The organism is Micromonospora sp. AMSO1212t (assembly GCF_008868145.1).
Taxonomy (GTDB): domain Bacteria; phylum Actinomycetota; class Actinomycetes; order Mycobacteriales; family Micromonosporaceae; genus Micromonospora; species Micromonospora tulbaghiae.
Map to the genome: position 1 here is coordinate 1 of NZ_WBKS01000040.1, position 26,618 is coordinate 26,618.

At 72.5% G+C, this 26,618-nt stretch carries 26 protein-coding genes and 1 tRNA gene; 6 read left to right on the top strand and 21 right to left on the bottom strand.

All coding sequences use genetic code 11. The features are described from left to right. Positions 1-154: 154 nt before the first annotated feature. Positions 155-1,789, top strand: coding sequence for a glycoside hydrolase family 13 protein (locus tag F8279_RS13180; RefSeq protein WP_151500076.1), 1,635 nt, complete (start codon positions 155-157; stop codon positions 1,787-1,789). Between the two features lie 150 nt (positions 1,790-1,939). Here the strand turns inward: F8279_RS13180 and F8279_RS13185 are convergent, their stop codons facing one another. From F8279_RS13185 to F8279_RS13210, 6 genes are all read right to left on the bottom strand, one after another. After that, a complete protein-coding gene (locus F8279_RS13185; RefSeq protein ID WP_175438614.1) occupies positions 1,940-2,383 on the bottom strand; it encodes a hypothetical protein in 444 nt (147 codons plus the stop codon). Positions 2,384-2,456: 73 nt separating this feature from the next. Continuing rightward, complete coding sequence (locus F8279_RS13190) at positions 2,457-2,831, bottom strand: GntR family transcriptional regulator (RefSeq protein WP_013283968.1); 375 nt, start codon at positions 2,829-2,831, stop codon at positions 2,457-2,459. Continuing rightward, complete coding sequence (locus F8279_RS13195) at positions 2,828-3,769, bottom strand: YhjD/YihY/BrkB family envelope integrity protein (RefSeq protein WP_151500078.1); 942 nt, start codon at positions 3,767-3,769, stop codon at positions 2,828-2,830. Before F8279_RS13195 ends, F8279_RS13190 begins: the two co-directional genes overlap by 4 nt. 56 nt (positions 3,770-3,825) lie before the next feature. Further along, positions 3,826-4,401: a 2'-5' RNA ligase family protein gene (locus F8279_RS13200; RefSeq protein WP_225853260.1), complete on the bottom strand. Its 576-nt coding sequence runs from the start codon at positions 4,399-4,401 to the stop codon at positions 3,826-3,828. A 34-nt stretch (positions 4,402-4,435) separates the two neighbouring features. Continuing rightward, positions 4,436-5,461 (bottom strand): tryptophan--tRNA ligase, encoded by a 1,026-nt coding sequence (gene trpS, locus F8279_RS13205; RefSeq protein ID WP_151500080.1) that lies wholly within the window; start codon positions 5,459-5,461, stop codon positions 4,436-4,438. A gap of 33 nt (positions 5,462-5,494) precedes the next feature. Further along, a complete protein-coding gene (locus F8279_RS13210) occupies positions 5,495-6,511 on the bottom strand; it encodes a hemolysin family protein (protein WP_192580690.1) in 1,017 nt (338 codons plus the stop codon). Between the two features lie 177 nt (positions 6,512-6,688). On the opposite strand from F8279_RS13210, the gene galE reads away from it, so the two are divergent. After that, a complete protein-coding gene (gene galE / locus F8279_RS13215) occupies positions 6,689-7,675 on the top strand; it encodes a UDP-glucose 4-epimerase GalE (protein WP_151500081.1) in 987 nt (328 codons plus the stop codon). Further along, positions 7,672-8,826: a galactokinase gene (galK, locus tag F8279_RS13220; protein WP_151500082.1), complete on the top strand. Its 1,155-nt coding sequence runs from the start codon at positions 7,672-7,674 to the stop codon at positions 8,824-8,826. Before galE ends, galK begins: the two co-directional genes overlap by 4 nt. A gap of 48 nt (positions 8,827-8,874) precedes the next feature. Here the strand turns inward: galK and F8279_RS13225 are convergent, their stop codons facing one another. The 9 genes from F8279_RS13225 to F8279_RS13265 all read right to left on the bottom strand — a co-directional run bounded on the left by F8279_RS13225 (position 8,875) and on the right by F8279_RS13265 (position 17,734). After that, complete coding sequence (locus tag F8279_RS13225; RefSeq protein WP_091415305.1) at positions 8,875-10,176, bottom strand: sulfate adenylyltransferase subunit 1; 1,302 nt, start codon at positions 10,174-10,176, stop codon at positions 8,875-8,877. Next, positions 10,176-11,087 (bottom strand): sulfate adenylyltransferase subunit CysD, encoded by a 912-nt coding sequence (gene cysD / locus F8279_RS13230; RefSeq protein WP_151500083.1) that lies wholly within the window; start codon positions 11,085-11,087, stop codon positions 10,176-10,178. The genes F8279_RS13225 and cysD overlap by 1 nt, the downstream gene beginning before the upstream one ends. Before the next feature lie 79 nt (positions 11,088-11,166). Beyond that, positions 11,167-12,000 (bottom strand): inositol monophosphatase family protein, encoded by an 834-nt coding sequence (locus F8279_RS13235; protein WP_151500084.1) that lies wholly within the window; start codon positions 11,998-12,000, stop codon positions 11,167-11,169. Between the two features lie 59 nt (positions 12,001-12,059). Beyond that, positions 12,060-12,650 (bottom strand): aminoacyl-tRNA hydrolase, encoded by a 591-nt coding sequence (gene pth, locus F8279_RS13240; RefSeq protein ID WP_091415293.1) that lies wholly within the window; start codon positions 12,648-12,650, stop codon positions 12,060-12,062. Positions 12,651-12,747: 97 nt separating this feature from the next. After that, positions 12,748-13,443: a 50S ribosomal protein L25/general stress protein Ctc gene (locus F8279_RS13245; RefSeq protein WP_151500085.1), complete on the bottom strand. Its 696-nt coding sequence runs from the start codon at positions 13,441-13,443 to the stop codon at positions 12,748-12,750. A 288-nt stretch (positions 13,444-13,731) separates the two neighbouring features. Continuing rightward, positions 13,732-14,712 carry a ribose-phosphate diphosphokinase gene (locus F8279_RS13250; RefSeq protein ID WP_030501163.1) on the bottom strand — a complete coding sequence of 327 codons (981 nt, stop codon included), beginning with the start codon at positions 14,710-14,712 and terminating at the stop codon, positions 13,732-13,734. A gap of 115 nt (positions 14,713-14,827) precedes the next feature. Beyond that, entirely contained in the window at positions 14,828-16,333 is a 1,506-nt protein-coding gene (gene glmU / locus F8279_RS13255) for a bifunctional UDP-N-acetylglucosamine diphosphorylase/glucosamine-1-phosphate N-acetyltransferase GlmU (protein WP_225853258.1), read from the bottom strand. A gap of 62 nt (positions 16,334-16,395) precedes the next feature. Further along, positions 16,396-16,467, bottom strand: a tRNA-Gln gene (locus tag F8279_RS13260). A gap of 418 nt (positions 16,468-16,885) precedes the next feature. Next, the gene (locus F8279_RS13265) at positions 16,886-17,734 is read right to left on the bottom strand and encodes a helix-turn-helix domain-containing protein (RefSeq protein ID WP_151500086.1); all 849 of its coding nucleotides are present in this window, start codon (positions 17,732-17,734) and stop codon (positions 16,886-16,888) included. 72 nt (positions 17,735-17,806) lie between these two features. Here F8279_RS13265 and F8279_RS13270 point away from each other — a divergent pair, with 72 nt between their 5' ends. Continuing rightward, positions 17,807-18,475 (top strand): TetR/AcrR family transcriptional regulator, encoded by a 669-nt coding sequence (locus F8279_RS13270; protein WP_091415277.1) that lies wholly within the window; start codon positions 17,807-17,809, stop codon positions 18,473-18,475. Between the two features lie 30 nt (positions 18,476-18,505). Here the strand turns inward: F8279_RS13270 and F8279_RS13275 are convergent, their stop codons facing one another. The 6 genes from F8279_RS13275 to F8279_RS13300 form a co-directional block, all read right to left on the bottom strand. After that, positions 18,506-18,973, bottom strand: a complete 468-nt coding sequence (locus F8279_RS13275; protein WP_091415273.1) for a DUF4383 domain-containing protein — start codon at positions 18,971-18,973, stop codon at positions 18,506-18,508. Between the two features lie 115 nt (positions 18,974-19,088). Further along, entirely contained in the window at positions 19,089-19,544 is a 456-nt protein-coding gene (locus tag F8279_RS13280; protein WP_091415268.1) for a DUF4383 domain-containing protein, read from the bottom strand. A gap of 97 nt (positions 19,545-19,641) precedes the next feature. After that, entirely contained in the window at positions 19,642-21,441 is a 1,800-nt protein-coding gene (locus tag F8279_RS13285) for an ABC-F family ATP-binding cassette domain-containing protein (RefSeq protein WP_091415265.1), read from the bottom strand. A 65-nt stretch (positions 21,442-21,506) separates the two neighbouring features. Next, positions 21,507-22,460, bottom strand: a complete 954-nt coding sequence (locus F8279_RS13290; RefSeq protein WP_091415261.1) for a 4-(cytidine 5'-diphospho)-2-C-methyl-D-erythritol kinase — start codon at positions 22,458-22,460, stop codon at positions 21,507-21,509. A gap of 86 nt (positions 22,461-22,546) precedes the next feature. After that, positions 22,547-23,416, bottom strand: a complete 870-nt coding sequence (rsmA, locus tag F8279_RS13295) for a 16S rRNA (adenine(1518)-N(6)/adenine(1519)-N(6))-dimethyltransferase RsmA (protein ID WP_091415257.1) — start codon at positions 23,414-23,416, stop codon at positions 22,547-22,549. Between the two features lie 13 nt (positions 23,417-23,429). After that, positions 23,430-24,332 carry a TatD family hydrolase gene (locus F8279_RS13300; RefSeq protein ID WP_091416211.1) on the bottom strand — a complete coding sequence of 301 codons (903 nt, stop codon included), beginning with the start codon at positions 24,330-24,332 and terminating at the stop codon, positions 23,430-23,432. An 81-nt stretch (positions 24,333-24,413) separates the two neighbouring features. Here F8279_RS13300 and F8279_RS13305 point away from each other — a divergent pair, with 81 nt between their 5' ends. Next, complete coding sequence (locus F8279_RS13305) at positions 24,414-25,658, top strand: hypothetical protein (RefSeq protein ID WP_151500087.1); 1,245 nt, start codon at positions 24,414-24,416, stop codon at positions 25,656-25,658. A 61-nt stretch (positions 25,659-25,719) separates the two neighbouring features. After that, the gene (locus tag F8279_RS13310; RefSeq protein WP_151500088.1) at positions 25,720-26,571 is read left to right on the top strand and encodes an alpha/beta fold hydrolase; all 852 of its coding nucleotides are present in this window, start codon (positions 25,720-25,722) and stop codon (positions 26,569-26,571) included. The last annotated feature ends 47 nt before the right edge of the window (positions 26,572-26,618 follow it).

The window sequence follows — 26,618 nt, forward strand, 5'->3', positions numbered from 1 at the left end:
GGTCCCGGGATTCGGGAGAGGGTTTCGGGGCGAGGGCGGGTGATGGCTGTCATTTCTTGCGCAAGGAATGCTTGACTCTTGCAGTGCAATGGCGGCATTCTGCTCAGACACCCTGCGCCGCACCAGAAGCCGCCACAGAACGGGATCGACAGCGATGACCTCCGCCCCCAGCACCACCCCACGCACCGCCGACGACGACTGGTGGCGGTCCGCTGTCGTCTACCAGGTGTACGTCCGCAGCTTCGCCGACGCGAACTCCGACGGTGTGGGTGACCTCCAGGGCATCCGGCAGCGTCTGCCGTACCTGCGCGACCTCGGCGTGGACGCGCTCTGGCTGACGCCGTTCTACACCTCGCCGCAGGTCGACGCCGGCTACGACGTGGCCGACTACCGCGACGTCGACCCGCTGTTCGGCAACCTGACCGACTTCGACGAGATGATCACCGACGCGCACGCGCTCGGCCTGCGGATCATCGTGGACATGGTGCCGAACCACACCTCCAGCGCGCACCCGTGGTTCGCCGCCGCGCTCGCCGCCGGACCGGGCTCACCGGAGCGCGAGCGCTACCTGTTCGCCGACGGCAAGGGCGAGCAGGGTGAGCTGCCGCCGAACGACTGGGAGAGCATCTTCGGCGGCCCGGCGTGGACGCGCGTGGTCGACGGCCAGTGGTACCTGCACCTGTTCGACCCGGCCCAGCCCGACCTGAACTGGCGCCATCCGGAGGTGCGGGCCGAGTTCGAGGACGTGCTGCGCTTCTGGCTGGACCGGGGCGTGGACGGCTTCCGGATCGATGTGGCGCACGGGATGATCAAGGCGGAGGGCCTGCCGGACGTCGGCTTCAACTCGATGACCACCGGCCAGCGCCAGTCCGAGCTGCTGGGCAAGGGCCGGCTGCCGTACTTCGACCAGGACGAGGTGCACGACATCTACCGCGCCTGGCGGCCGATCCTGGACAGCTACCCGGGCGGCCGGATGGCGGTCGCCGAGGCGTGGGCCGAGACGCCGCAGCGGCTGGCCCGCTACATCGGCCCGGACGAACTGCACCAGGCGTTCAGCTTCGACTTCCTCGACGCCACCTGGTCGGCCGACTCGTTCCGCAAGGTGATCGACACGGCGCTGGCCGAGTCCACGATCGTGGGCGCGCCGACCACCTGGGTGCTCTCCAACCACGACCGGCAGCGGCACGTCACCCGGTACGGCGACGGCGAGGTCGGCCTGCGCCGCGCCCGCGCCGCCGCGCTGCTGATGTTCGCGCTGCCCGGCTGCGCGTACGTCTACCAGGGCGAGGAACTGGGCCTGCCGGAGGTGCTGGACCTCCCCGACGAGCTGCGCCAGGATCCGGCGTTCCGGCGTACCGGGGAGAGCCGGGACGGCTGCCGCGTGCCGATCCCGTGGGGCGGCGAGCTGCCCCCGTACGGCTTCGGACCGGACGGCAGCGAGCTGAGCTGGCTGCCGGCGCCGGCGACCTGGCGGTCGCTGTCGGTGGCCGCCCAGACCGGGATGCCCGGCTCGACGCTGGAGCTGTACCGGACCGCGCTGCGCATCCGGCACGAGCACCCGGCGCTGGCCGGACTGGACGGCATCACCTGGCTGGAGACCGAGCCCGGTGTCCTGGCGTTCCGCCGCGCCGCCGGGGACGCCGAGGTGACCTGCGTGGTGAACATCAGCGGCGCCGACGTGACGGTGAGCGGCCACGGCCGTCCGCTCGTCGCCAGCGCCGACCTCACCGAGCGGGGCGACGGGTACGTCCTGCCGGTGGACGCGGCTGCGTGGTTCGAACGGCGCTGAGCCGGGTAACCCGCCAACGACCTGGCCGTCCGTTGTGCCCCGCGCCGACGGGCGGCTGGGCTGCCGACCCCTTGTGGTGGGGGGTGAGGTGGTCCCGGCCCCTCGGGAGTGCGCTCCCGGGGGGCCGGCGTCCATCGGGACCGAGCGTTCTCAGCCGCCCTTGGCGGTGAGCAGCGCGGCGATCCGGGCGAACCCGGCCCGGATCTCCTCCCGGTCGGGCGCCTTCGCCGGCTCGGGCTCCGGCTCGCGCTCGGCGGCCAGTTCCAGCTCCTCGTCGATGACGTCCTCGAAGTCGCCGTAGAGATCCGCCTGGTCGACCTGGGCCGCCTCGTCCTCGGCGGCGATCTGCGCGGCCGCGATCTCGCCGCGGATCTCCTCCGGCGTGAGCGCCGGCAGCAGCGGCTCCACCACCGCCATCAACTGCTCGTCTGCCACCACCGCCTCGGCCAGCGCCAGCGCGTGCGGTCGCTCGTACGGGCCGCAGACCACCGGCTCCCAGTCGTCCTCGGCGCCGAGCGGGCCGAACGTGATGATCCACGGCAGGCCCCGGATCGGGGAGTCGTCCGGCAGGTCCAGTGTCACGAGTGCGCCCACCGGCCCATCATGGTCGTCGCGCGTCGGCTCGGGGAACGCAAACATCGGACTCTCCCCGCTTCGGGGACCGCACTCAGCCACGCGTGCCGGCGTCCAGCGCCGCACGGACCAGGGCGACCGCCCGCTCCGGCGCGACGCCCAGGCGACGCGCCTCGGCGGCGTACTCGGCGGCGGCCCGGTGCAGCCGGTCGGTGGCGTCGTCCCGGCCGGGGGCGACCACGGTGCCGTGCCGGCCGCGCGTCTCCACCAGGCCGGCGCCCTCCAGCTCCCGGTACGCCCGCGCCACGGTGTTCACCGCCAGCCCCAGGTCGGCGGCGAGCTGCCGCACCGCCGGCAGCCGGGTGCCCACCGGCAGCCGCCCGTCGCCGATGCGCGCGGCGAACTGCGCCCGCACCTGCTCGTACGGCGGCACCGCCGACTCGGCGTCGATCCGGATGCGCGCGCTCATCCCGCTCCCCCCGGTGTGCCCGGTTCGGTCTCCTCGTCGAGCACGTCCGCCTCCACGTCCACCTCCCGGGCACCGCCCTCGGCCAGGTCCACCACCCGGCCGTACCGGCTGGTGGCGGCCAGCGCGGCGCCGAAGAGCACCAGCTGGTTGAGCAGGTAGAGGTAGAGCAGCAGGCCCACGGCGGTGGCGACCACGGTGTACGCGGGGTTCCGCTCGGTGCGTACCACGTAGTAGCGCCCCACTGTGTTGAGCAGGGTGATCCCGACGGCGATGGTCAGCACCGCCGGGCGCAGCCGGCGCCGGCTCATCCGCAGCCGGGGCACGGCCAGCAGCAGCGCGGCGGCGAGCACGGCGTTGACGAGCACGCTCAGCACCGCGCTGACGGTGGTCAGGCCCACCGAGCCGGTGCTGCGCAGCAGGAAGCGCAGCAGCGACTCCAGCGCGTCCACGGCGGCCACCGAGACGAACAGCAGCACGAAGACCGCAACCAGCACGCCCAGGTCCACCAGACGCCGCACCACCAGGTTGCCGGGCTGCTGGTTGAAGCCGTACATCAGCCGCTGCGAGGAGCGGATCGCCTCCACCCAGCCGATGCCGGTGAAGACCAGGATGACCAGGCCGACCACGCCGACGGTGCCGCTGCTCTCGGCGATCTGCGCCGGGTCGAGGAAGGGCAGGTTCTCCTCCAGGAAGTGGGCCGCGCCGCGGCTGACCTCCTCGTTGTCCCGGAGCACCGCGCCGAAGATCCAGTACGCGACGAGCGCGAGCGCGAACACGGCGAAGAAGCCGTAGTACGCGATGGCGGCGGCGAGCCGCCCGGCGAGCAGGTCGGCGTAGAGCGTCCCGGCCCGCCAGACGTGGTCGAAGACCGACGAGCGGCTCCGGGCCGCGTCGATGCGGCGCCCCACCGCCGCCTCGATCCGGCCGAAGACGTTCACCCCGTCATCCTCGCCGATCTCCGCCCGTGGCGGAGGGGCCCCGGCCGGTCGGATGTTCAGCTCGGGCCGCCGAGCCGGAAGTCGCGGCGGGGCTGCCACCGGGTCGCCCCGCTGTGCGAGAACAGCGTGAACGCGTCCACCTGGAACAACGCGGAGAAGTCGGCCAGATCCTCGTACGCCTTGTCGAGCACCTCGGGCGGCACGTCCTGCGCCACCGTGACGTGCGGGTGGTACGGGAAGCGCAGCTCGCGCCGCAGCTCGGGGGCCGAGTTGATCGCGGCGGCCAGCAGTTCGCACTCGCTGATCCCGGCCGCCACCGCCACGAAGACCACCTGGGTGACCGGACGGAACGTGCCGGTGCCGCGCAGGTGCAGCGTGAACGGCAGGTGCGTGGCGGCGACCCGGCCCAGGTGATCCTCGACGGCGGGCAGTGCGCGTACCGGGATCTCGGTGGGCCCGAGGAGGGTGACGTGTGCGGGGACGGCGAGCGGGTCGCCGGCCTCTACCCTGCGGCGGGTGAGCATCCCGCCCCAGGGCTCGGGGACGTCGACCGCGATCCCGATCTGGATCGTGTCCGCGCCGCCCGGCGCCGTGTCACTGCCCGCCACGTCGCGCGCCACCCCTCCGGCCACCGGCTGCGTCACCCGTTCCCGCCCGTCCGGGCCGTTACTCGAACCGCACGGGCGGGAAGAAGCCGACCCGCTCGTACGCGTCCCGCAGCGTCCCGGCGGCCACCACCCGGGCCTTCTCCGCGCCCCGCACGAGCAGCTTGTCGAGCTGCGCCGGGTCGTTCAGGTAGGCGTTCGTGCGTTCCTGGATCGGCGTGACGAACTCCCGCACCACCTCGGCGAGGTCCTTCTTCAGGTCGCCGTAGCCCTTGCCGTCGTACGCGGCGACCAGGTCGTCGATGCTCCGGCCGGAGAGCGCGGAGTAGATCGTCAGCAGGTTGGTGATGCCCGGCTTGCCCTCGGCGTCGAAGACGATCTCGCGGCCGGTGTCGGTGACCGCCGAGCGGATCTTCTTGGCCGAGCGGGCCGGATCCTCCAGCAGGTCGATGATGCCGGCCGGGGAGGACGACGACTTCGACATCTTCGCCGTCGGATCCTGCAGGTCGGTGATCTTCGCGGTGTCCTTCACGATGTGCGGGGAGGGCACGGTGAAGGTGCGGCCGAACAGCGAGTTGAACCGCTGCGCCAGGTCGCGGGAGAGTTCCAGGTGCTGTCGCTGGTCCTCGCCGACCGGCACCGCGTTCGCCTGGTAGAGCAGGATGTCCGCGGCCTGGAGGATCGGGTACGTGAACAGGCCGACGCTGGCCCGCTCGCTGCCCTGCCTCTGCGACTTGTCCTTGAACTGGGTCATCCGGCCGGCCTCGCCGAAGCCGGTGATGCAGCCGAGCACCCACGCCAGTTGCGAGTGCTCGGGCACCTGCGACTGCACGAACAGCGTGCTGCGCTCCGGGTCCAGGCCGAGCGCGAACAACTGCGCGGCGGCGACCCGGCTGCGGCGCTTGAGCACCTTCGGGTCGTGCCCGGCGGTGATCGCGTGCAGGTCGACGACGCAGTAGTAGGCGTCGTGGCTGTCCTGCAACGCCACCCAGTGCCGCAGCGCGCCCAGGTAGTTGCCGAGGTGGAACGAGTCGGCCGTCGGCTGGATGCCGGAGAAGACGCGCGGGCGGGCGGGTACGTCGGACATGGCGGCAATTCTGTCAGCAAGCCCCGGCGTCCGTCATGACGGGCCGGTGGATCGGGCGGGTACGGGCGGAAGCGGACCGTTCACCTCACGCCGGGGCTCGGGCAGCCGTGCGGCGGAGACCGCCAGGCGGGACACCCGCCGGCCGTCGAGTGTGAGCACCCGCAGCAACCAGCCGGCCGGATCGGCGGGAACCGATCCGGTGGCCGGGTCGACAGCCACCGGCACCTCGTCGCCGGCCACCGGCAGCCGGCCGAGGGCGGCCATCACGAACCCGCCGACCGTCTCGTACGGCCCAGCGGGCAGCGGCACCCCGGTGCGCTCGGCGAAGTCGGTCAGGTTGAGCCGGCCGTCGACGACCGCGGGCAGGCCGGCGGGTTCCGGTTCGAGCGGGCCGTGCTCGTCGTCCCGGATCTCCCCGACCAGTTCCTCGACCAGGTCCTCGCAGGTGACGATGCCGGCGGTGCCGCCGTACTCGTCGACGACGACGGCCAGGTGGTGGCCCTCCCGGCGCATCTCGGTGAGCGCCGCCAGCACGCGTTTGCTGTCCGGCAGGCGCTTCACCTCCCGGATCAGGTCGCCGACCAGCAGCGGCCGGTCCGCCTCCGGGCGCAGCAGCACGTCCCGCAGGTGCACGAGGCCGACCACGTCGTCGTGGGTGCCGTCGACCACCGGGTAGCGGGTGTGCGGGTCGGCCCGGACCAGCCGCTGGGCCTGCGCCAGCGGGAGCGCCGCGCTGAGGAAGACCACCTCGGTGCGGGGCACCATCACCTCGCGGACGAGCCGGGCGCCGGCGACCAGCACCTCGTCGATGATCCGCCGTTCGTCCGGGTCGAGCAGCGTGTTCGCCGCGACCAGGTCACGCAGCTCGGCCTCGCTGATCCGTTCCCGGCCGGCGGTGGGGCTGGCCCCGAGCAGGGCGGTGACCAGGCGGGTGGCGCCGTCGGCGCCGCGCACCACGAGACGGGCCACGGTGCGGGCCAGCGGGCCGGGTTCGCGTCGGGGCCGCCCCGACGGTTTCCGCCGGGGCCCGGGACCACCACCCTCCCGCATGAGAAGGATGGTAGACAGCGGCCACCGCACGCTCGGTCCAATGTTCGGATCTGTTCAATCGTGAAGGATTATGATGGAATAGAGGCGGATTCAACTCGACAGCCGCAACACCACCCCCGGCCGTAGGGTGATCACGGGACGGCCGCCGCGGGACGCGGCCCAGGCAGGAGGACCGACGTGAAACTGCTCGTCACCGGCGGCGCCGGCTACATCGGCAGCGTGGTGACCCGGATGCTGCTCGACCACGGCCACCAGGTGACCGTGCTGGACGACCTGCGCACCGGTCACCGGGAAGCCCTCGCCCCCGAGGCCACCCACGTCGAGCTGCCGGTGCACGAGGCCGCCCGGGTGCTCACCCCCGACGCCGGCTTCGACGGCGTGCTGCACTTCGCCGCCCTGATCGCCGCCGGCGAGTCGATGATCCGTCCCGAGCTGTACTGGCACACCAACACGGTCGGCTCGATCGCGCTCATCGACGCGGTCCGCGCCGCCCGGGTGCCCCGGATGGTCTTCTCCTCCACCGCCGCCGTCTACGGCAACCCCACCGAGCTGCCCATCCCGGAGACCGCCGTCAAGGCCCCCACCAGCACCTACGGCGCCACCAAGCTGGCCGTCGACATGGCGCTCACCTCCGAGGCGATCGCGCACGACCTGGCCGCCGTCTCGCTGCGCTACTTCAACGTCGCCGGGGCGTACCTGCGCGACGGGCTGGCCATCGGCGAGCGGCACGACCCGGAGACCCACCTCATCCCGATCGCGCTCGACGTGGCCGCCGGGCGGCGGGAGAAGCTCCAGCTCTTCGGCGACGACTACCCCACTGTCGACGGCACCTGCGTACGCGACTACATCCACGTCGAGGACCTGGCCCGCGCCCACCTGCTCGCGCTGGACGCGGCCACCCCGGGCCGGCACCGGATCTACAACCTGGGCAACGGCAACGGCTTCACCAACCGGCAGGTGGTCGACGTGGTCCGCGAGGTCACCGGGCACCCGGTGCCGGTCGAGGTGGCCGCCCGCCGCGAGGGCGACCCGGCCGAGCTGGTCGCGTCGTCCGCGCTGGCCCGCGACGAGCTGGGCTGGACGCCGGCCAAGCCGACCCTGCACGACATGGTCGGCGACGCCTGGGCGTTCTACCGCGAGCACGTCGCGGGACAGCCCTCATGAACGTCGCCGACCGCGCCACGGCCGGCTTCCGGCAGCGGTACGGCGCCGAGCCGGCGGGCCGCTGGGCGGCTCCCGGGCGGGTCAACCTGATCGGCGAGCACACCGACTACAACGACGGCTTCGTGCTGCCCTTCGCGCTGCCGCTGCGTACCGTGGTCGCCGCCGCGCCCGCCCCCGACGGACGCTGGACCGTCTGGTCGGAGCTGGACGACGAGCCGGTCGAGTTCGGCGCGGCGGAGGCCGACGAGCCCGGCCGGGTGGACGGCTGGGCCGCCTACGTGGCCGGGGTGGTGTGGGCGCTGCGCGCCGACGGCCACGACGTGCCGGGCGCGCGGCTCGCCGTCGCCTCCGACGTGCCGGTCGGCTCCGGGCTCTCCTCGTCCGCGGCGATCGAGTCGGCGGTGCTGGCCGCCCTGGTCGACCTCGGCGGTCTCGACCTGCCCGCCGGGCGGTGGCCGCGGCTCGCCCAGCGGGCCGAGAACGACTACGTCGGCGCGCCCACCGGGATCATGGACCAGTCCGCGGTGATCCGCGGCCGGGCCGGGCACGCCCTGTTCCTCGACTGCCGCACCGAGGAGATCGAGCAGATCCCGTTCGACCTGGACGGCGCCGGGCTGGCCGTGCTGGTGATCGACAGCCGGGCGCCGCACCGGCACGCGGACGGCGAGTACGCGGCCCGCCGCAAGAGCTGTGAGCGGGCCGCCGCGACGCTCGGGGTGAGCGCACTGCGTGACGTGACGGTGGCCGACCTCGACGCCGCGCTGGCCCGCCTCGACGACGACGAGACCCGCCGCCGGGTGCGGCACGTGGTGACCGAGAACCAGCGGGTCCTCGACACCGTCGCGTTGCTGCGCGCCGGCCGGGTCCGCGACACCGGTCCGCTGCTGACCGCCTCGCACGCCTCCATGCGCGACGACTTCGAGATCACCGTGCCGGAGATCGACACCGCGGTCGAGGCGGCGCTGTCCGCCGGGGCGTACGGCGCGCGGATGACCGGCGGCGGTTTCGGCGGCTGCGTGCTCGCCCTGGTCGACGCCGGCGCCGCCGACGCGGTGGCCGCCGCCGTCACCGACGCGTACGCCCGGGACGGCTTCACCGCCCCCGGCACGCTCACCGTCCTGCCGGCCGGCGGCGTCACCCGCCTGGACTGACCGCGAAAGGCCCCCGGCGTCGCGCCGGGGGCCTTCTCGTCACGTGCGTCAGCCGGCCTCGACGATCATGCCGGCGCCGACGGTACGGTTCGTCGACTCGTCGATGATCACGAAGCCGCCGGTGGTGCGGTTACGGCGGTACTCGTCGGCGAGCAGCGGAACCGTGGTCCGCAGCCGGACCCGGCCGATCTCGTTGAGCTTCAGCTCACCGGCCGTCTCGTCGCGGTGCAGCGAGTTGATGTCCAGCCGGTAGTGCAGCCCGCGCACGATCGCCCGCGCCGAGCGGGTCGTGTGCTTGATCGCGTACCTGCCGCCGACCTGCAACGGCCGGGTCTCGTCCATCCAGCAGACCATCGCCTCGATGTCCTGCACGGCCATCGGGGCGTTGTTCGGCCGGCAGATCATGTCGCCGCGGGAGATGTCCAGCTCGTCGGTCAGCCGGACCGTCACCGACATCGGCGGGAACGCCTCGTCCACCGGGCCGTCGGCGGTCTCCACCGCCGCGATCCGGCTGGTGAAGCCCGACGGCAGCACCATCACCTCGTCGCCCGGCTTGAGCACGCCCGAGGCCACCTGACCCGCGTAACCCCGGTAGTCGGTGACGGTGGTGGACTGCGGCCGGATCACGTACTGCACCGGGAACCGCACGTCGACCAGGTTACGGTCCGAGGCGATGTGCACCCGCTCCAGGTGGTGCAGCAGCGACGGGCCCTCGTACCACGGCATGTTCTCCGAGCGGGTGACGATGTTGTCGCCCTGCAGCGCGGAGACCGGCACCACCGTCAGGTCCGGCACGTCGAGCTTCGCGGCGAACGCGGTGAACTCGTCCGCGATCCGCTCGTAGACCTCCTGCGACCAGTCCACCAGGTCCATCTTGTTCACACACAGGACCAGGTGCGGCACCCGCAGCAGCGAGCAGAGGAACGCGTGCCGGCGGGACTGCTCCACCAGGCCCTTGCGCGCGTCCACCAGGATCAGCGCCAGGTCGGCGGTGGAGGCGCCGGTGACCATGTTCCGGGTGTACTGGGTGTGCCCCGGGGTGTCGGCGATGATGAACTTCCGCCGCGGCGTGGCGAAGTAGCGGTACGCCACGTCGATGGTGATGCCCTGCTCCCGCTCGGCGCGCAGGCCGTCGGTGAGCAGCGCCAGGTTGGTGTACTCGTCGCCCCGGGCGGCGCTGACCGCCTCGACGGCGGCGAGCTGGTCGCTGAACAGCGACTTGGTGTCGTAGAGCAGACGGCCGATCAGCGTCGACTTGCCGTCGTCGACGCTGCCCGCGGTGGCGAACCGCAGCAGGTCCATCGGCCGGGCGGTCTCACTCTCGGCCGGGGCCAGGGTCTCGACGCTCATCAGAAGTAGCCCTCTCGCTTGCGGTCCTCCATGGCGGCCTCGCTGACCCGGTCGTCACCGCGGGTCGCGCCGCGCTCGGTGATCCGCGTGGCGGCCACCTCCTCGATCACCTTCTCCACCGTGTCGGCGTCCGAGCTGACCGCCGCGGTGCAGGAGGCGTCACCCACGGTCCGGTACCGCACCTGGGCCTTGAACGGCTGCTCACCGGCGCGGGCCCGGAAGAACTCGTTGACCGCGTAGAGCATGCCGTCGCGCTCGATCACCTCGCGCTCGTGCGCGTAGTAGATCGACGGCAGCGGGATCCGCTCCCGCGCGATGTAGTGCCAGACGTCCAGCTCGGTCCAGTTCGACAGCGGGAACACCCGGATCGACTCGCCCGGGTGGTGCCGGCCGTTGTAGAGCGCCCACAGCTCCGGACGCTGGTTCTTCGGATCCCACTGGCCGAACTCGTCGCGGAAGCTGAACACCCGCTCCTTGGCCCGCGCCTTCTCCTCGTCGCGGCGGGCGCCGCCGAACAGCGCGTCGAAGCGGTGCTTCTCCACCGCCTCCAGCAGCACCGGCGTCTGGATCCGGTTGCGCGTGCCGTCGGCGGACTCGCGGACCAGGCCCTTGTTCAGCGCCTCCGGCACGCTCGCCACGATGAGCTGAAGGCCCAGCTCGGCCACCCGCCGGTCGCGGTAGTCGAGCACCTCGGGGAAGTTGTGCCCGGTGTCCACGTGCATCACCGGGAAGGGGATGTTGGCCGGCGCGAACGCCTTCTGGGCCAACCGGAGCATCACGATCGAGTCCTTGCCGCCGGAGAACAGCAGCACCGGCCGTTCCATCTCGGCGACGACCTCGCGCATCACGAAGATGCTCTCCGCCTCGAGCGCGTCGAGGTGCGACACCTGGTACGCGGCGGGGGACGTCATGACACGAACTCGATTCGCACGGATCCGTACATCGGATTCCAGACCTTTCAGGTCGGAGTCGTGAAGAAGAACGCTCAGGTTACCCGGAATGCCGCTGCAACGCTGCAAGCAACCGACTCGCGAGATCCTTGCGGCAGACCAGCAGATCCGGTAGACGCGGGTCGGCCCCGTTGTATTTCAGCGCAGAACCGTCGATCCGGGAAGCATGCAGACCGGTGGCCGTCGCCACAGCGACCGGAGCGGCCGAATCCCACTCGTACTGACCGCCCGCGTGGATGTACGCGTCGACCTCACCGGTGACCACGGCGGCGATCTTCGCGCCCGCCGAGCCCATCGGAACCAGATGAGCGCCGACGTCCTCTGCCAGGTCGGTCAGGAAAACCGGCGGACGGCTACGGCTGGCCGCCAACCGGATGACCCGCGCGCCGCCCCCGGTGGCCGCCTCCACAGTCATCGGCGGGTACGCCGGCGGGTGGTCGGTGCCGAGCACCCGGTGCTGGGCCGGCAGGGCCACCGCGCCCGCCACCAGACCGTGCGGCGTCGACGCGTTACGCGACCAGAGCGCCACGTGCACCGCCCAGTCCGCGCGCCCCTCCTCCGCGTACTCGCGGGTGCCGTCCAGCGGGTCGACGATCCAGACCCGGTCCGCGGTCAGGCGCGACAGCGCCTCGTCGGTCGCCTCCGCCGTCCAGGCCAGCCGCGAACCCTCGTCCTCCTCCGACAGCACCGCGTCCGCCGGCCGCCACTTCGCCAGCTCGGTCCGGATCAGGTCGTGCGAGACCTTGTCACCGGCCGACCGGAGCGCGCCCGCGTCGGCGAAGCCCATCTCCGCGCGCAGGGCCGTCAGCGCCTGACCAGCCCGGGACGCCAGCCACCGGGCGAACCCGCCGTCGATCATCGGAGGACTGCCCATGCTGCTCCCGTCACCCGCCTTCGCTCCCGTCACCCGAGGCGCAGACTACCGACCGCCCGTCAGGCCCCGTGGTAGAGGTTCTGCGTCGGCTCCACGCCCTTGAGAACCACCGACTCCACCACGTCCGCCGCGCGGTCCACCAGGAACTCCAGCTCCTTGCGCTCCGCCGACGAGAAATCCGAGAGTACGTAGTCAGCCGGGTCCTGCCGGCCCGGCGGCCGGCCGATGCCGAACCGCACCCGTACGTAGTCCTTCGTGCCGAGCGACTTCGACATCGAGCGCAGGCCGTTGTGCCCGCCCTCGCCGCCGCCGCACTTCACCCGCACCTGCCCGTACGGGATGTCCAGCTCGTCGTGCACCGCGATCACGCGCGCCGGCGGGATCTTGTGGAACTGCGCCAGCCCGGCCACCGGACCACCGGAGAGGTTCATGTACGTCAACGGCTTCAGCAGCACCAGCTTCGGACCGCCGAACCCCAGCCGCCCCTCGGCGGCCTCGGCCATCGCGCGCTTGTGCCGCCCGAACTTCGCGCCCACCCGGGCCGCCAGCAGGTCCGCCACCATGAACCCGACATTGTGCCGGTTGTTCGCGTACTCCCGGCCGGGGTTGCCCAGGCCGACCACCAGCCACGGCCCCGCCTCGTCCGTCACCCGACGCCCCTTCCCGCTCGCTCGCCCGACCAGTCCCGATACGCCGACAGGCGCCCCCGGGAACCGGGGACGCCTGTCGCACAGCCTTGCGGACCGGTCAGGCCTCGGTCTTCGCCTCGGCCTGGGCCTCCTCGCCCTCGGCGGCCGGAGCGCCCTCGGCACCCTCGGCGGTCTCCTCGCCGACCTCGGCCTCGGCCTCCTCGGCGGCCTCCTCGACCTCGGGGAGGGTGGCCTCGAGCTGCTCGGCGGTCGGAGCGGCGGTCACCGAGGCGACAGCGGTCTCCTCGTCGGTGGCCAGCTCGACGCCGGACGGCAGCTCGACGTCGGCAGCGGTGATCGTGGTGCCCGGCTCGGCGCCCTCGATCGACGCCTCCAGGTGGTCCGGCACCTTGGTCGCGTCGGCGGTCACCGACAGCGTGTCGTGGTCGTGCACGATCAGGGTGTCCTTCGCGGCCTCACCGGTCAGCTGGACCGGAACCTCGACGGTGACCTTCTCGCCCCGGCGGACCAGCAGCAGGTCCACGTGCTCGAAGGTGTCCTTGATCGGGTCACGCTGGATCGCCTTCGGCAGCGCCAGCACCTGGGTGCCGTCGCTGACCTCGATCGCGAAGAGCTGGTTCGCACCGCCCTTACGGATCGCGGCGGCGAACTCCCGCGACGGGAGCGCGATGTGCTTGGGCTTCTCGCCGTGGCCGTACAGCACGGCGGGCACCTTGCCGGCCCGGCGGGTACGACGGGCACCACCCTTGCCGAACTCGGTACGGGGCTCGGCGCTGATCTTTACCTCGGACACGGGGAAACTCCTGATGCTTCGCTGCGGCGGCTTGTCGTCTGGCGGTGCTGGGGCGAGGGGCTCGCTGGGGCTAGGGTCATGAACGACCGCCCGGAGCACCGCGTCGATGACGGCGCCTCCGTGCGGTGCTTGTCAGCAGCCCGCCGGGCACCCTCGCCGTGGCAACCGCACCAGTCTACCCGAGGGAATTCCCGGCTCTCCGGCAGTCCCCCGTTATCACCGCCGGGCCGGTTCCGCAGGGCATCGGCCCGGTCGCCGGAGAACTCCCCGGCGACCGGACCGGCGTGCTCAGCTCAGGCCACCGAACAGGGTGGTCACCGACCCGTCGTCGAAGACCTCCCGGATCGCCCGGGCCAGCAGCGGGGCGATCGACAGCACGGTCAGCTTGTCCAGTTGCTTCTCCGACGGCAGCGGCAGCGTGTTCGTCACCACGACCTCGCTGATCGGGCTGTTCTTCAGCCGCTCCGTCGCCGGGTCGGACAGCAGCGCGTGGGTCGAGGCGACCACGATCTCCGCCGCGCCCTGCTCCTTGAGGATGTCAGCCGCCTTGGTGATCGTGCCGCCGGTGTCGATCATGTCGTCCACGATCAGGCACACCCGGCCCTCGACCTCACCGACCACCCGGTTCGCCACCACCTGGTTCGGCTTGAGCGGATCGCGGGTCTTGTGGATGAACGCCAGCGGGCAACCGCCCAGCCGGTCCGTCCACCGCTCGGCCACACGTACCCGGCCAGAGTCCGGCGCGACCACCGTCATCGGCCGGCCCGCGTACTTGTGCTCCACGTACTCGGCCAGCACGTCCATCGCGAACAGGTGGTCCACCGGGCCGTCGAAGAAGCCCTGGATCTGCGCGGTGTGCAGGTCCACGGTCAGGATCCGGTTCGCACCCGCCGTCTTGAGCAGGTCGGCGATCAGCCGCGCCGAGATCGGCTCCCGGCCGCGGTGCTTCTTGTCCTGCCGCGCGTACGGGTAGAACGGCAACACCACTGTGATCCGCTTGGCCGAACCACGCTTCAGCGCGTCGACCATGATCAGGGTCTCCATGACCCAGGTGTTCACGCCGTGTGTCACGGACTGCACCACGAAGGCGTCCGAACCACGGACCGAGTCCTTGTACCGGACGAAGATCTCGCCGTTGGCGAAGTCGTACGCGTCGGCCGGCGTCGGCGCGACGCCGAGCACCTCACCGATCTCCTTGGCCAGCTCCGGAAAACCCCTCCCGGAGAAGAGCATCAGGCTCTTGCGGTTCTCGGCGACGATGCTGCCCATGGGCCCGTCTGCTCCCGTATGTCGGTGGTGCCCGGCGGCGGTGGGCCGGGGACTGTTCGGTTGCAGTATGCCCCCGGTTCAGCGATCCACCCACGGCCCGGCGATCGCCGTGGAGTCAGTCACCTTCGCTTGCGGCGCCGCCCGTGTCCGACGCACCCTCACCGGCCCGCCGCGCCGCCTCCGCGGCGTCCGTGCCGGCCCGCTTGCGCAGCACCCAGCCCTCCACGTTGCGCTGCTGACCACGCGCCACCGCCATCGCGCCCGGCGGCACGTCACCGGTGATCACGGAACCCGCAGCGGTGTACGCGCCGTCGCCCACCCGCACCGGCGCCACGAACATGTTGTCCGCTCCGGTACGCGCGTGACTGCCGATGGTGGTGTGGTGCTTGCGTACCCCGTCGTAGTTGACGAAGACGGTCGCCGCGCCGATGTTGCTGTGCTCGCCGATCGTCGCGTCGCCCACGTACGACAGGTGCGGCACCTTCGACCCGTCACCGATCGACGCCTTCTTGGTCTCCACGAACGTGCCGACCTTCGCCTTGCGGCCCAGCCGCGACTCCGGCCGCAGGTACGCGTACGGGCCGACGCTCGCCTGCGGGCCCACCTCGGCGCCGAGCGCGTGGCTGCGCACGATGCTCGCGCCCGCGCCCACCACCGTGTCGACGAGCGTGGTGTCGGGGCCGACGAGCGCGCCCTCGCCGACCGTCGTGGCGCCCTGGAGCTGCGTGTTCTGGTCGATCACCGCGTCCCGCTCGACGGTCACCGTCACGTCGATCCAGGTGGTGTGGGGGTCGAGGATGCTGACCCCGGTACGCATCCAGCTCTCGTTCACCCGGTCGCGCAGCAGCCCGCGCAGCGCGGCCAGCTCGACCCGGTCGTTGCAGCCGAGCGTCTCCACGTGGTCGGCGGCGCAGTGCACAGCCACCGGCTCCCCCGCGTCGCGCAGCAACGCGAAGACGTCGGTCAGGTACTCCTCGCCCTGGTCGTTGTCGGTGGAGAGCTTGCCCAGCGCCTCCCGCAGGCGAGCCGCGTCGAACGCGTAGATGCCCGCGTTGATCTCGCGCAGCGCGCGCTGCTGGGGGGTGGCGTCGCGCTCCTCGACAATCTGCTCCAGCTGCCCTTGCACGTCCCGCACGATCCGGCCCAGGCCGGTCGGGTCCGGCACCTCGGCGGCGAGCACCGTGGCCGCCGCGGCGGCCTCCTCGTGCGCCTCGACGAGCGCCTGGACCGTCTCCGGCCGCAGCAGCGGCACGTCCCCGTTGATCACCACGACGGTGCCGGAGGCGTCCGGCACCGCGTCCAGCGCGATGCGGACCGCGTGCCCGGTGCCGAGCTGGCGCTCCTGGAGCACCGGCGTGGCGCCGGGGGCGACCTCGGACAGGTGCTCCCGGACCTGGTCGGCGCCGTGGCCGACCACGACCACGGTGCGGTCCGCGCCCAGCGGGCCGGCCGCGGCGAGGACGTGACCGAGCAGGGTACGGCCGAGCAGCGGGTGCAGAACCTTGGGCAGGGACGACTTCATCCGCTTGCCCTCACCGGCGGCGAGCACGACAACGGTGCGGAGGTGGGGCTGGGACACGACGTGGCTCTCCCGTCGGGACGGCGACAGTCTCGCGGTCATGCTAACCAGAGCAGCCCGCAGGTTGCCGCGTACCCCAAGAAGGACACCTATACCTGGATTTGCTCGGCCGCCAGGATTCGAACCTGAAACACAAGAACCAAAATCTTGGGTGTTGCCAGTTACACCACGGCCGAAGGGACGCAGACAGCTTAGCGGGTGCCGTCCGCCTCCGGAGGTCTCGGATCGGGGGCAGACGCCGCGACCATGCCCTCCACCGCGCCGGTCATCCACAGGTACAGGTCGCGCGAGCGCGGCACTCTCACGACGAGACATCCGGTACTCCGCCCCGACGTCGGTCCGCGTGGTCCGGGGATGGTGTCTCTTCAACGTCTTCGTGGATGGCCACGCGATATCTCAGCCCATGGCGGCTTCGCCCTGTCGTCTCGACGAAGCGGACGAACAGTTCCACCAGGCGGATGTCGCTGTTGGTGAACGTCAGGTCGTAACGGGGGTTGCCCGGTTTGCTCTTCGTGCCAGCCCTCCTCGCGCAGCCGATTTGCGGCGCCCTTCAGCGCCCCACGCCGACCGCGGCCGCCGGTGGCATCCGGCTGATCACCCATCTCGCTCCTGTTCCACCGCGCGCCCGACCCCGGCCATCACGCCCTCGATGCGCCAGTAGAGCCACCGGCTGCGCGGAACGGTGATCACCAAACAGCCGCGGTAGTCCGCGCCGTTGTTCCGCCGTACCGTCGCCGGGTTGTGCCGTTTGAGGGTCGCCCGGCCGAACCGCTCCGGCGGAAGGGCCAGCCGTTCCACCCACCAGCGTTCCGCCGCAGGGACATCGGCGGACTCGTGGATCAGGAGCCGATAGGCCGGCACGTCGCGTCCGATCCCGCAGGAGGCCAGGAACGCGAGGAACAGGGCGAGCAGCCCGGGATCGCTGTTGACGAACTCCAACCGGCCCTGGGGCCGCCAGGGCTTGGACTTGGCTCCCTCACACCAGTAGATCGCGGCGCCCAGCATCAGCAGATCCCGCTCGCCGAGACCGCCGACCACACCGGCGGCGCGGGCCTGCTCTGCGGCCTGGGCGGCGTCCCGCGCCTCCCGGTACGCGCTCCAGCGCGCCTCCGTCATCGCCTTCGAGTGCTCGCGGCGCCGCTCGGCCGTCTCATCGTCCGGGTCCAGCGGCAGGTGCCGCACCCACTGGTAGGCGGTCGACTTCGCCACCCCGAGGCGCGCCGCGATCTCGTTGACCGACCGGCCCGCCGCGCGCAGCCGCAGGGCCTCGACACGGGCGTCGTCCCGGGCTCGCGGCCGGCGGGTCCACTCCGGCGGCGGGATGCCGCGCAGCAGCGCGTACACCCGGTCGCGGCCGATGCCCAGGCGAGCCCGGATCTCGGCGACGGAGAGCTGCTCGTCCACACGTAGGCGCCGCGCCTGGGCGGCGAGGGGGTCGGTCACGGGCACACATTAGAACGCGCGTACGACAGCGGCCGGTCTGACCGCGAGCGTCGCGCCTGGCAGGATGGACGGGTGACCGACGTTTCCGGCAGCGAACGCGCCCGTCGGCGGCCCGCGCCGGCGGCGAAGCCCTCCCGGGTGCGGATGTCCGCGACGCAGCGGCGCGAGCAGCTGATCTCGATCGCCCGGCAGATCTTCGCCGAGCGCGGTTTCGACGCGACCTCGATCGAGGAGGTGGCGGCGCGCGCCAAGGTCTCCAAGCCGGTGGTCTACGAGCACTTCGGTGGCAAGGAGGGGCTCTACGCGGTGGTGGTGGACCGGGAGGTCCGCGCCCTGCTGGACCGGATCACCACGGCGTTGACCGCGGGCAACCCGCGGGAGCTGCTGGAGCAGGCCGCGCTGACGCTGCTGACCTACATCGAGGAGGAGACCAGCGGGTTCCGGGTGCTGGTCCGGGAGTCGCCGCTGATGTCGGCGACGGGCAACTTCAGCAGCGTGATGAACGACGTGGCGCACCAGGTGGAGCACATCCTGGCGGGCGAGTTCTCCATCCGGGGGTACGACCCGAAGCTGGCGGAGCTGTACTCCCAGGCGCTGGTGGGCATGGTGGCGCTGACCGGCCGCTGGTGGCTGGAGGTGCGCGAGCCGCGCAAGGAGACGGTGGCGGCACACCTGGTGAACCTGGCCTGGAACGGGTTGTCGCACCTGGAGTCGAAGCCGGGGCCGATCCCCCGGGGCTGACGCCGCTCCGCCACGCGACGGCAGCCGCGCTCAGCGCTCGCCGATGGGGTGGTAGCGGCGCTGCCGTTCCTCCTCGGCGTGCTCAGGTGTGCCGACCTTGTCGTACAGGCCGGTGGCGAGCAGGACCAGCCCGAACAGCAGCGACACGATGACTGTCGACATCGAGAAGTTGAGGAAGTTCGCGGAGGTCTGGAGCACGGACATCATCAGGATGCCGGTGACCAGGAAGACCGCCCCGGCGGTGAGGTTCATGTAGTGGCCGAGGTTGTCGCGGCGGGACGCGCCGACCAGCAGGACCGCGCCGAAGACCACCGAGACCAGCGAGAACGCCAGGTTGGTACGCAGGCCGAGAGCCCAGTCGCTGTCCCGGCCGAACAGTCCTTCGCCCCAGGTCTGGAAGACGCCGAAGACGCCGAAGACCAGGATGTAGAGGCCGATGAGCCCGGACAGCACCCGGTAGAGCGGCCGCGCGGGGTGGTTCACCGGGAAGTGCGCCATGATGCCCTCCAGCCGTGTGACTGATTCGGGGCAATTGTCGCCTGCGGTGTCCGCTCACGTCCGGAAAACACCGAAGGCCCGGCGCGCTGCGCCGGGCCTTCGGTAAGAGGCGGGATCAGAGCACCAGGCGGGCCTTCTGCCAGGCCTCGTGCTCGTCGTCGGAGCCGACCTTGCCGTACATGCCGACCATCAGGAGCACCAGCGCCAGGGTCAGGACCACGACGTCGGTCATGATCGAGAAGTTGAAGATGTTGGCGTCGGTCTGCAGGAACGCCAACGCGGCCAGGCCGATCACCATCAGCGTGTAGGCCAGCCACTGGTTGATCGCCACGTCGAGGTTGCGGCCGATCGCGGTGCCGACCAGGATCACGACGCCGACCAGCACCGACAGCAGCGAGAACGCCATGTTGGTGCCCTGGCCCAGAACCTTGGTGTCGTCCTGGGCGAGGAAGTCGTTGCCGGCGCTGGCAATGATGCCGAGGCCGCCGAAGACGACGAAGTACAGACCAACGATCCCGCCGATCGCCCGGTAGATCGGCCGCGCGGGGTGGTTGACGGGGGTGTGGGCCATCTCTGCGTCTCCAAAAGACCGTTCGGACGAGGGTTCCACCGGTGATTGTCCCGTACGCCGGTCAGTGACGCCGCACACCCCCCACCCCGGCGGCAGGTCAGCCGGCCGGAAGCTCCTCGGCGAGAGCCAGCCAGGTCTCCTCGGTGCGGTCCCGCTCGGCCCGCACCTCCTTGAGCTGGGCGTCCAGCTCGGCGACCCGGGCGTAGTCGGTGGCGTTCGCGGCGAGCTGCTCGTGCAGGCCCGCCTCCTTCTGTTCGAGCTTGGCGATCTGCCGTTCCAGCCGGTTGAGTTCCTTCTTCGCGACGCGTACCTCGGCGGCGGACATGCCCTCGCGCGCCGGGGCCGCCGTGGCCGGGGTGAGGTCGGCGGGCGCCGGGCCGCCGGCCGCGGCGGCGCGGGCCAGGTACTCGTCGACGCCGCCGGGCAGGTGCACCAGCCGGCCGTCACCGAACATGCCGTACGCGACGTCGGTGACCCGCTCGATCAGGTAACGGTCGTGGCTGGCCACCACGATCGTGCCGGGCCACGAGTCGAGCAGGTCCTCCAGCGCGGCGAGCGTGTCGGTGTCCAGGTCGTTGGTGGGTTCGTCGAGCAGGAGCACGTTGGGTTCCCCGGCGAGCAGCCGCAGCATCTGCAGGCGCCGGCGCTCGCCGCCGGACAGATCGCTCACCGGGGTCCAGAGCCGCCTGTCGTCGAAGCCGAAGATCTCGGCGAGCTGGGAGGCGCTGATCTCCCGGTCGCCGAACTGCACCCGGCGGGCGACCTCCTCGACCGCTTCCAGCACACGCAGGTGGCCGGGGAGTTCGGCGAGTTCCTGGGACAGGAACGCGGGCCGGACGGTCTGCCCGGCGGCGAAGCGCCCGCTGTCGGGGCCGGTCACTCCGGCGAGCATCCGCAGCAGGGTGGTCTTGCCGGCGCCGTTGCGGCCGAGGATCGCGACCCGGTCGCCGGGGCCGACCTGCCATGTGGTGTCGTGCAGGATCTCCTTCGGGCCGGCGTGCAGCCGGACGTGTTCGAGGTCGTACACCTGCTTGCCGAGGCGGGCGGTGGCGAGCCGTTGCAGCGACGTGGTGTCGCGGGGTTCCGGCACGTCGGCGATGAGCGCGTTGGCCGCGTCGATACGGAACTTGGGCTTGGAGGTACGCGCCGGCGCGCCGCGGCGCAGCCACGCGATCTCCTTGCGGAGCAGGTTCTGCCGGCGGGCCTCGGTGGCGGCGGCGACGCGTTGCCGCTCGACGCGGGCCAGCGTCCACGCGGCGAAGCCGCCCTCGTACGCCCGGACGGTCTGGTCGGCGACCTCCCAGGTGCTGGTGCAGACGGCGTCGAGGAACCAGCGGTCGTGGGTGACCACCACGAGCGCGCCCTTGCGGGTGACCAGGTGCCGGGCCAGCCAGTCGACGCCGCCGACGTCCAGGTGGTTGGTGGGCTCGTCGAGGACGAGCAGGTCGGCGTCGCGGACCAGCAGGGCGGCGAGCGCGACGCGGCGGCGTTCCCCGCCGGACATCGGGCCGACCGGCGTGTCCAGGCCGAGGTGGGGCATGCCGAGGCCGTCGAGGATGGCGCGCACACCCGCGTCGCCGGCCCACTCGTGCTCGGCGCCCATGCTCTCGCCGAGCCAGGCGGTGCCGAGCACCACGTCCCGCACGGTGAGGTCGGGGGCCAGGTCCAGGCGCTGCGGCAGCCAGGCCACCCGCAGGTCGCGGCGGTGGGTGACGCGGCCGTCGTCGGGTTCCTCGGTGCGGGTGAGCAGCCGCAGCAGCGTCGACTTGCCGGCGCCGTTGAGGCCGACGACGCCGACCCGGTCGGCGTCGTCGAGGCCGAGCGAGACGTCGGTGAGCAGCGGCCCCGCGGCGCCGTACCCCTTGGACACCCGGTCCAGGTTGACGATGTTGGCCACTGACCCACCCTTCACGACTCAGGCGTCCCGGGGGCCCGGGACGCCTGAGTCAAGGGTACGGGGCGTCAGACGACGCGGGCGCCGGCGACCGGGCCGTGCGCGACGCGGGCCTCCCGGCACACCCCGGCGGCGGTGATCTCGGCGGCGATCCGGACGGCGTCGGCCCCGCCGGTGGCGAGGAAGACGCAGGTGGGACCGGAGCCGGAGACGATGCCGGCGAGCGCGCCGGCCGCCTCGCCGGCCTTGAGCGTCTCGGCCAGCGACGGGCGCATGGTCAGCGCGGCGTCCTGGAGGTCGTTGCCGAGTGTGGCGGCGAGCACCCGCGGGTCGCGCTGGCGCAGCGCGGCGAGCAGCGCGTCGGTGCTGCCCAGCGGCGTGCCGGCGGTTCCGGCGTCGCGCAGCCGGTCCAGTTCCCGGTACGCGGCCGGGGTGGACAGGCCGGCGTCGGCGATCGCCACCACCCAGTGCCAGGAGGTGGGGCGGGCCAGCACCGGGCTGACCGCCTCGCCCCGGCCGGTGCCGAGCGCGGTGCCGCCGTGGATGAGGAACGGCACGTCAGAGCCGAGGTCGGCGGCGATGCCGGCCAGTTCGTCGCGGGACAGCCCGGTGCCCCAGAGCGTGTCGCAGGCGACCAGCGCGGCGGCGGCGTCGGCGCTGCCACCGGCGAGCCCGCCGGCGAGCGGGATCTGCTTGCGCAGGTGCAGCCGGGCGTGCGGGGCGACGCCCGCGTAGCCGGCGAGCGCGTGCGCGGCGCGCAGCGCCAGGTTGGTGTCGTCCAGCGCCAGCTCTCCGGCGCCCTCGCCCTCCATGGTGAGGGTGAGCGTGTCGCCGCGGCGGGCGGTCAGCTCGTCGTAGATGGAGATCGCGTGGTAGACGGTGTTCAGCTCGTGGTAGCCGTCACGCCGCAGCGGCCCGACACCGAGATGCAGGTTGACCTTGGCGGGCACCCGCACCTTGACCGGCCCGCTGGCGCCGCGCCGCTGCCCGTCCTCGTCCTCCGGTCGCCATGCCTCGGTCACCGGGTGGACTCCACCGGACGTGGGCGGATGTCGAACGGCTTCGGCACGGTCAGCTCCTCGGCGCAGGGGCGGGCAACGGCGCCAGCCTACTGCTCGGCGCCGGGGGCGTCCGGGGCCGACGCGGCGATGGCGGCGAACTGCTCGACGGTGAGCGATTCGCCCCGGGCGCCCGGGTCGACACCGGCGGCGGTGAGCGCGGCGGCGGCCCGGTCGGCACCGCCGGCCCAGCCGGCCAGGGCGGCGCGCAGCGTCTTGCGGCGCTGCGCGAACGCGGCGTCGACCACCGCGAAGACGGCCCGCCGGGGTACGTCCGGCCGGGGCGGCTCGCGCCGGGTGAACGCGACCAGGCCGGAGTCGACGTTCGGCACCGGCCAGAACACGTTCGGCGGGACCTTGCCGGCGGCGCGGGAGCGGGCGTACCAGGCGAGCTTGACCGACGGGATGCCGTACACCTTGGAGCCGGGACCGGCGACGAGCCGGTCGGCGACCTCCTTCTGCACCATCACCAGGCCGTGGCGCAGCGTGGGCAGTTCGGCGAGCAGGTGAAGCACGACCGGCACGGCGACGTTGTAGGGCAGGTTCGCCACCAGCGCGGTCGGCGCCGGGTCGGCCAGGTCGGCGGCGGTGACCCGCAGCGCGTCGGCCGGGTGGACGGTGAGCCGCTCGGCGGCCGTCCCGGCGAAGCGGGCGGCGGTGTCCGGCAGCGCGGCGGCGAGCGCCGGGTCGAGTTCGACGGCGTGCACGTGCGCGGCGACCGGGAGCAGGGCGAGCGTGAGCGAGCCGAGCCCGGGGCCGACCTCCAGCGCCACGTCGTCGGGGGTGAGCCCGGCGGTGGTAACGATCCGGCGCACGGTGTTGGGGTCGTGCACGAAGTTCTGGCCGAGCTTCTTGGTCGGCGTGACGCCGAGGCGTGCGGCGAGTTCCCGGATCTCCGCCGGGCCGAGGAGTCCGGTCACGCCGGGCATCCTCTCACCACGGCCCGAACGCGCGGTCGCCGGTCGCGGAGATGGTGGCGCAGAGTTCGTCCAGGTCGGTGCCGGTGGTCTCGGCGAGGAAGCGGACGGTCAGCGGGATCAGGTACGACGCGTTGGGCCGTCCCCGGTACGGCATCGGGGTGAGGTAGGGCGCGTCGGTCTCGACGAGCATCTGCTCCGGCGGGGTGACGGCGGCGGCCTCGCGCAGCGCGGCGGCGCTGCCGAACGTGACGGTGCCGGCGAAGCTGAGCAGGAAGCCGCGCCGGACGCACTCACGGGCGAAGTCGGCGTCGCCGGAGAAGCAGTGCATCACCACGGTGTCCGGGGAGCCCTCGTCGTCGACGACGCGCAGCACGTCGGCGTGTGCGTCCCGGTCGTGGATGACGAGCGCCTTGCCGTGCCGCTTCGCGATGGCGATGTGCGCCCGGAAGCTCTCCTCCTGCGCGGCCCGCCCCTCGTCGCCGGTACGGAAGAAGTCCATGCCGGTCTCGCCCACGCCCCGGACGCGGTCCCGCCCGGCGAGCGTCTCGATCTCGCGCAGCGCCTCGTCCAGGTCGGCCAGCCGGGGCGCCTCGTTCGGGTGCAGCGCGACCGTGGCGAGCACCGGGGCGTACCGGTCGGCGACGTCGGCGCTCCACCGGGACGAGCCGACGTCCACCCCGACCTGGACGAGCCGGTCCACGCCGGCCCGGGCGGCGACGTCGATCGCGGCCGCCACCGGGTCGTCGCCGGGGCTGCCGCCGGGAGGCGTGCCGAACTCGCCGACGGTGATGTCGAGGTGGGTGTGGCTGTCCAGCACGGGCACGGGCAGCGGCTCGGGGGCGGGCGGGAACTCCCCGGCCCGGCGGGCGGCGCGCTGCTTGCGGGTCTCGGTCTGCTCGGTCATCGCGGCCAGCATCACACACCGGCCCGGTGCGGCGTTCCCGGACCGCCACCGGCTGTTCACGTGCCCCACATCCGGCGGGCTTAGCGTCCTGGAGTGACCGTCACCGACCAGGCCGGCGGGCCCGCCTCCGACCGGGCCGGGTTGCGCGTGACGTACGGCGGCCGGGTGCACCCGGCCGAGGAGATCGCCCGGGGCGCGGCGTACGAGTTGTTCAGCGCCGACGAGGCGCCCGGCTTCGAGTGGTGTCCCCGGCCCGGTGGCGGCTACCCGTGGCGCCGGTTCGTGCACGCGACCGAGGTGGACGCGGTGCACGGCGCGACCGGGCCGGGCGACGAGACGGACGCGCCGCTGCTGATGCCGCTGCACCGGGACCGGGGCTGGGCGTACGTGCACCGGCTCAGCCAGCAGCCCGGTGCGGCGGCCGACCCGGCGCTCGCCGCGGTACGGGCGTCGGCGGTGATCCGGCCCGGCACCCGGATGGTGAAGGTGCTCTCCGCCCGGCAGCTCGCCGGCCACGTGCGCGGCGTGCTGCCGCACGGCTTCTGCTACCGGGAGCACGACGTGGCGCACCTGCGGACGCCGGCCGGGATGGCGGTGCTGCGGGGCGACTCCGAGGGCGGCGACGTGGCGTACGCGCTGCGCTGGCGGGCCGCCGACCCGGCCGACTACGAGATGCCGGTGGGCGCGGCGCACCGGGGCCTCATGGCGTTGCCGCCCCGGGACCGGCAGGGGCCGCCGGTGCTGGGCACCGGGTTCGTGCCGAGCAACGGGCAGCTCGTACCGGAGTTCGTCACCCGGGAGTTCGCCGACCTGCCGATGCCGGCGAACGCGACGCTGCTCGCCTATCCAGCCGAGGCGGTGGAGGTGGTGCTCTACACCTACCAGGCGGAGCAGCGGGGCTGGCTGCGCCTGGCCGGGCCGCAGTGGCGGCACCTGCTCGCCGCGGTGCCCGGTCTGGCCGCCGACCAGGAGTACGTGCCGACCGGCGAGACGCCGCTGTCCACCCGGCTCGTCGGCACGTACGCGGGTTCGGAGTACGAGGCGGTGGCCGACCAGCCGGGCGGGTTCCGGGTGCTGGCGATGACCCGGGCCGCCCGGTATCCGGTGGAAGCGGCGGCCCGGCGGCTGCGCACGGCGGCCTGGCGCGGGGTGCCGTGCCTGGTGCTGCGGGAGGAGGGCGGCTGGCTGCGGCTGCGGCTGCGCCGCCCGGATCCGGACGCGGTGGCCGCGACCGGCGCGCACTGTCTGGAACGGGGTGTCTACGAGGTCTGGGCGCCCGGCGCCGAGCTGACCGACGACCGGGTGGTGGATCTGCCCTATCCGGCCGGGCACGAATAGACGGGGGCGGCTGGGGAAGGCGTGGGGCGTCCGAGAAGCCCGCGCGAGGGGGAATCCCGACATGCCTTTCGTCACCGTCGGTACGGAGAACTCCGCACCCATCGACCTGTACTACGAGGATCACGGTTCCGGTCAGCCGATCGTGCTGATCCACGGTTTCCCGTTCAACGGGGCGACCTGGGAGAAGATGAGCGGTCCGCTGCTGAACGCCGGATACCGGGTGATCACGTACGACCGGCGCGGGTTCGGCAACTCCGCGCAGCCGGCCATGGGCTACGACTACGACACGTTCGCCGCCGACCTGGACGTGCTGATGACCGAGCTGGACCTGCGCAACACGATCCTGGTCGGGCACTCCATGGGCACCGGCGAGGTGACCCGCTACCTGGGCGCGTACGGGTCGGACCGGGTGGACCGGGCGGTCATGATGGCCCCGTTGGCCCCGTACCTGCTGAAGGCGCCCGAGGATCCGGAGGGCGTCGACAAGAGCATGTTCGAGGGGTTCCAGAAGGCGATCATCCAGGACCGGTTCGCCTACCTGACCCAGTTCTGCGACGCGTTCTTCAACGCCAGCGAGAACCGGGGGAAGCTGGTCAGCGACGAGGCGTACCACGCGCACTGGCAGATCGGCGCGCAGGCGTCGGCCAAGGGCACCCACGACTCGGTGGACGCCTGGCAGACCGACTTCCGCGCCGACCTGCCGAACATCGACGTGCCGGTGCTGATCATCCAGGGCGACAAGGACAACGTGCTGCCGTACCCGGTGACGGGCCAGCGGCTGGTGAACATGCTGTCCGACGCCAAGCTGGTCACGCTGAAGGGCGCGCCGCACGGCACGCCGTGGACCCATCCCACCGAGGTCAACAAGGCCATCATGGAGTTCATCGGCAAGCCGAGCATGGCGACCGCCTGACCTGGCGGACGACCGCGGCCCCGGGGAGATCCCCGGGGCCGCGGTCA

Excerpts from the sequence above, each read along its gene's own strand:
- F8279_RS13180 (WP_151500076.1), top strand. The coding sequence starts at position 155 with ATGACCTCCGCCCCCAGCACCACCCCACGCACCGCCGACGACGACTGG.
- F8279_RS13190 (WP_013283968.1), bottom strand. The coding sequence starts at position 2,831 with ATGAGCGCGCGCATCCGGATCGACGCCGAGTCGGCGGTGCCGCCGTAC.
- trpS (WP_151500080.1), bottom strand. The coding sequence starts at position 5,461 with ATGTCCGACGTACCCGCCCGCCCGCGCGTCTTCTCCGGCATCCAGCCG.
- F8279_RS13210 (WP_192580690.1), bottom strand. The coding sequence starts at position 6,511 with ATGCGGGAGGGTGGTGGTCCCGGGCCCCGGCGGAAACCGTCGGGGCGG.
- galK (WP_151500082.1), top strand. The coding sequence starts at position 7,672 with ATGAACGTCGCCGACCGCGCCACGGCCGGCTTCCGGCAGCGGTACGGC.
- F8279_RS13225 (WP_091415305.1), bottom strand. The coding sequence starts at position 10,176 with ATGAGCGTCGAGACCCTGGCCCCGGCCGAGAGTGAGACCGCCCGGCCG.
- cysD (WP_151500083.1), bottom strand. The coding sequence starts at position 11,087 with ATGACGTCCCCCGCCGCGTACCAGGTGTCGCACCTCGACGCGCTCGAG.
- F8279_RS13235 (WP_151500084.1), bottom strand. The coding sequence starts at position 12,000 with ATGGGCAGTCCTCCGATGATCGACGGCGGGTTCGCCCGGTGGCTGGCG.
- F8279_RS13250 (WP_030501163.1), bottom strand. The coding sequence starts at position 14,712 with ATGGGCAGCATCGTCGCCGAGAACCGCAAGAGCCTGATGCTCTTCTCC.
- glmU (WP_225853258.1), bottom strand. The coding sequence starts at position 16,333 with ATGACCGCGAGACTGTCGCCGTCCCGACGGGAGAGCCACGTCGTGTCC.
- F8279_RS13275 (WP_091415273.1), bottom strand. The coding sequence starts at position 18,973 with ATGGCGCACTTCCCGGTGAACCACCCCGCGCGGCCGCTCTACCGGGTG.
- F8279_RS13280 (WP_091415268.1), bottom strand. The coding sequence starts at position 19,544 with ATGGCCCACACCCCCGTCAACCACCCCGCGCGGCCGATCTACCGGGCG.
- F8279_RS13300 (WP_091416211.1), bottom strand. The coding sequence starts at position 24,332 with ATGCTGGCCGCGATGACCGAGCAGACCGAGACCCGCAAGCAGCGCGCC.
- F8279_RS13310 (WP_151500088.1), top strand. The coding sequence starts at position 25,720 with ATGCCTTTCGTCACCGTCGGTACGGAGAACTCCGCACCCATCGACCTG.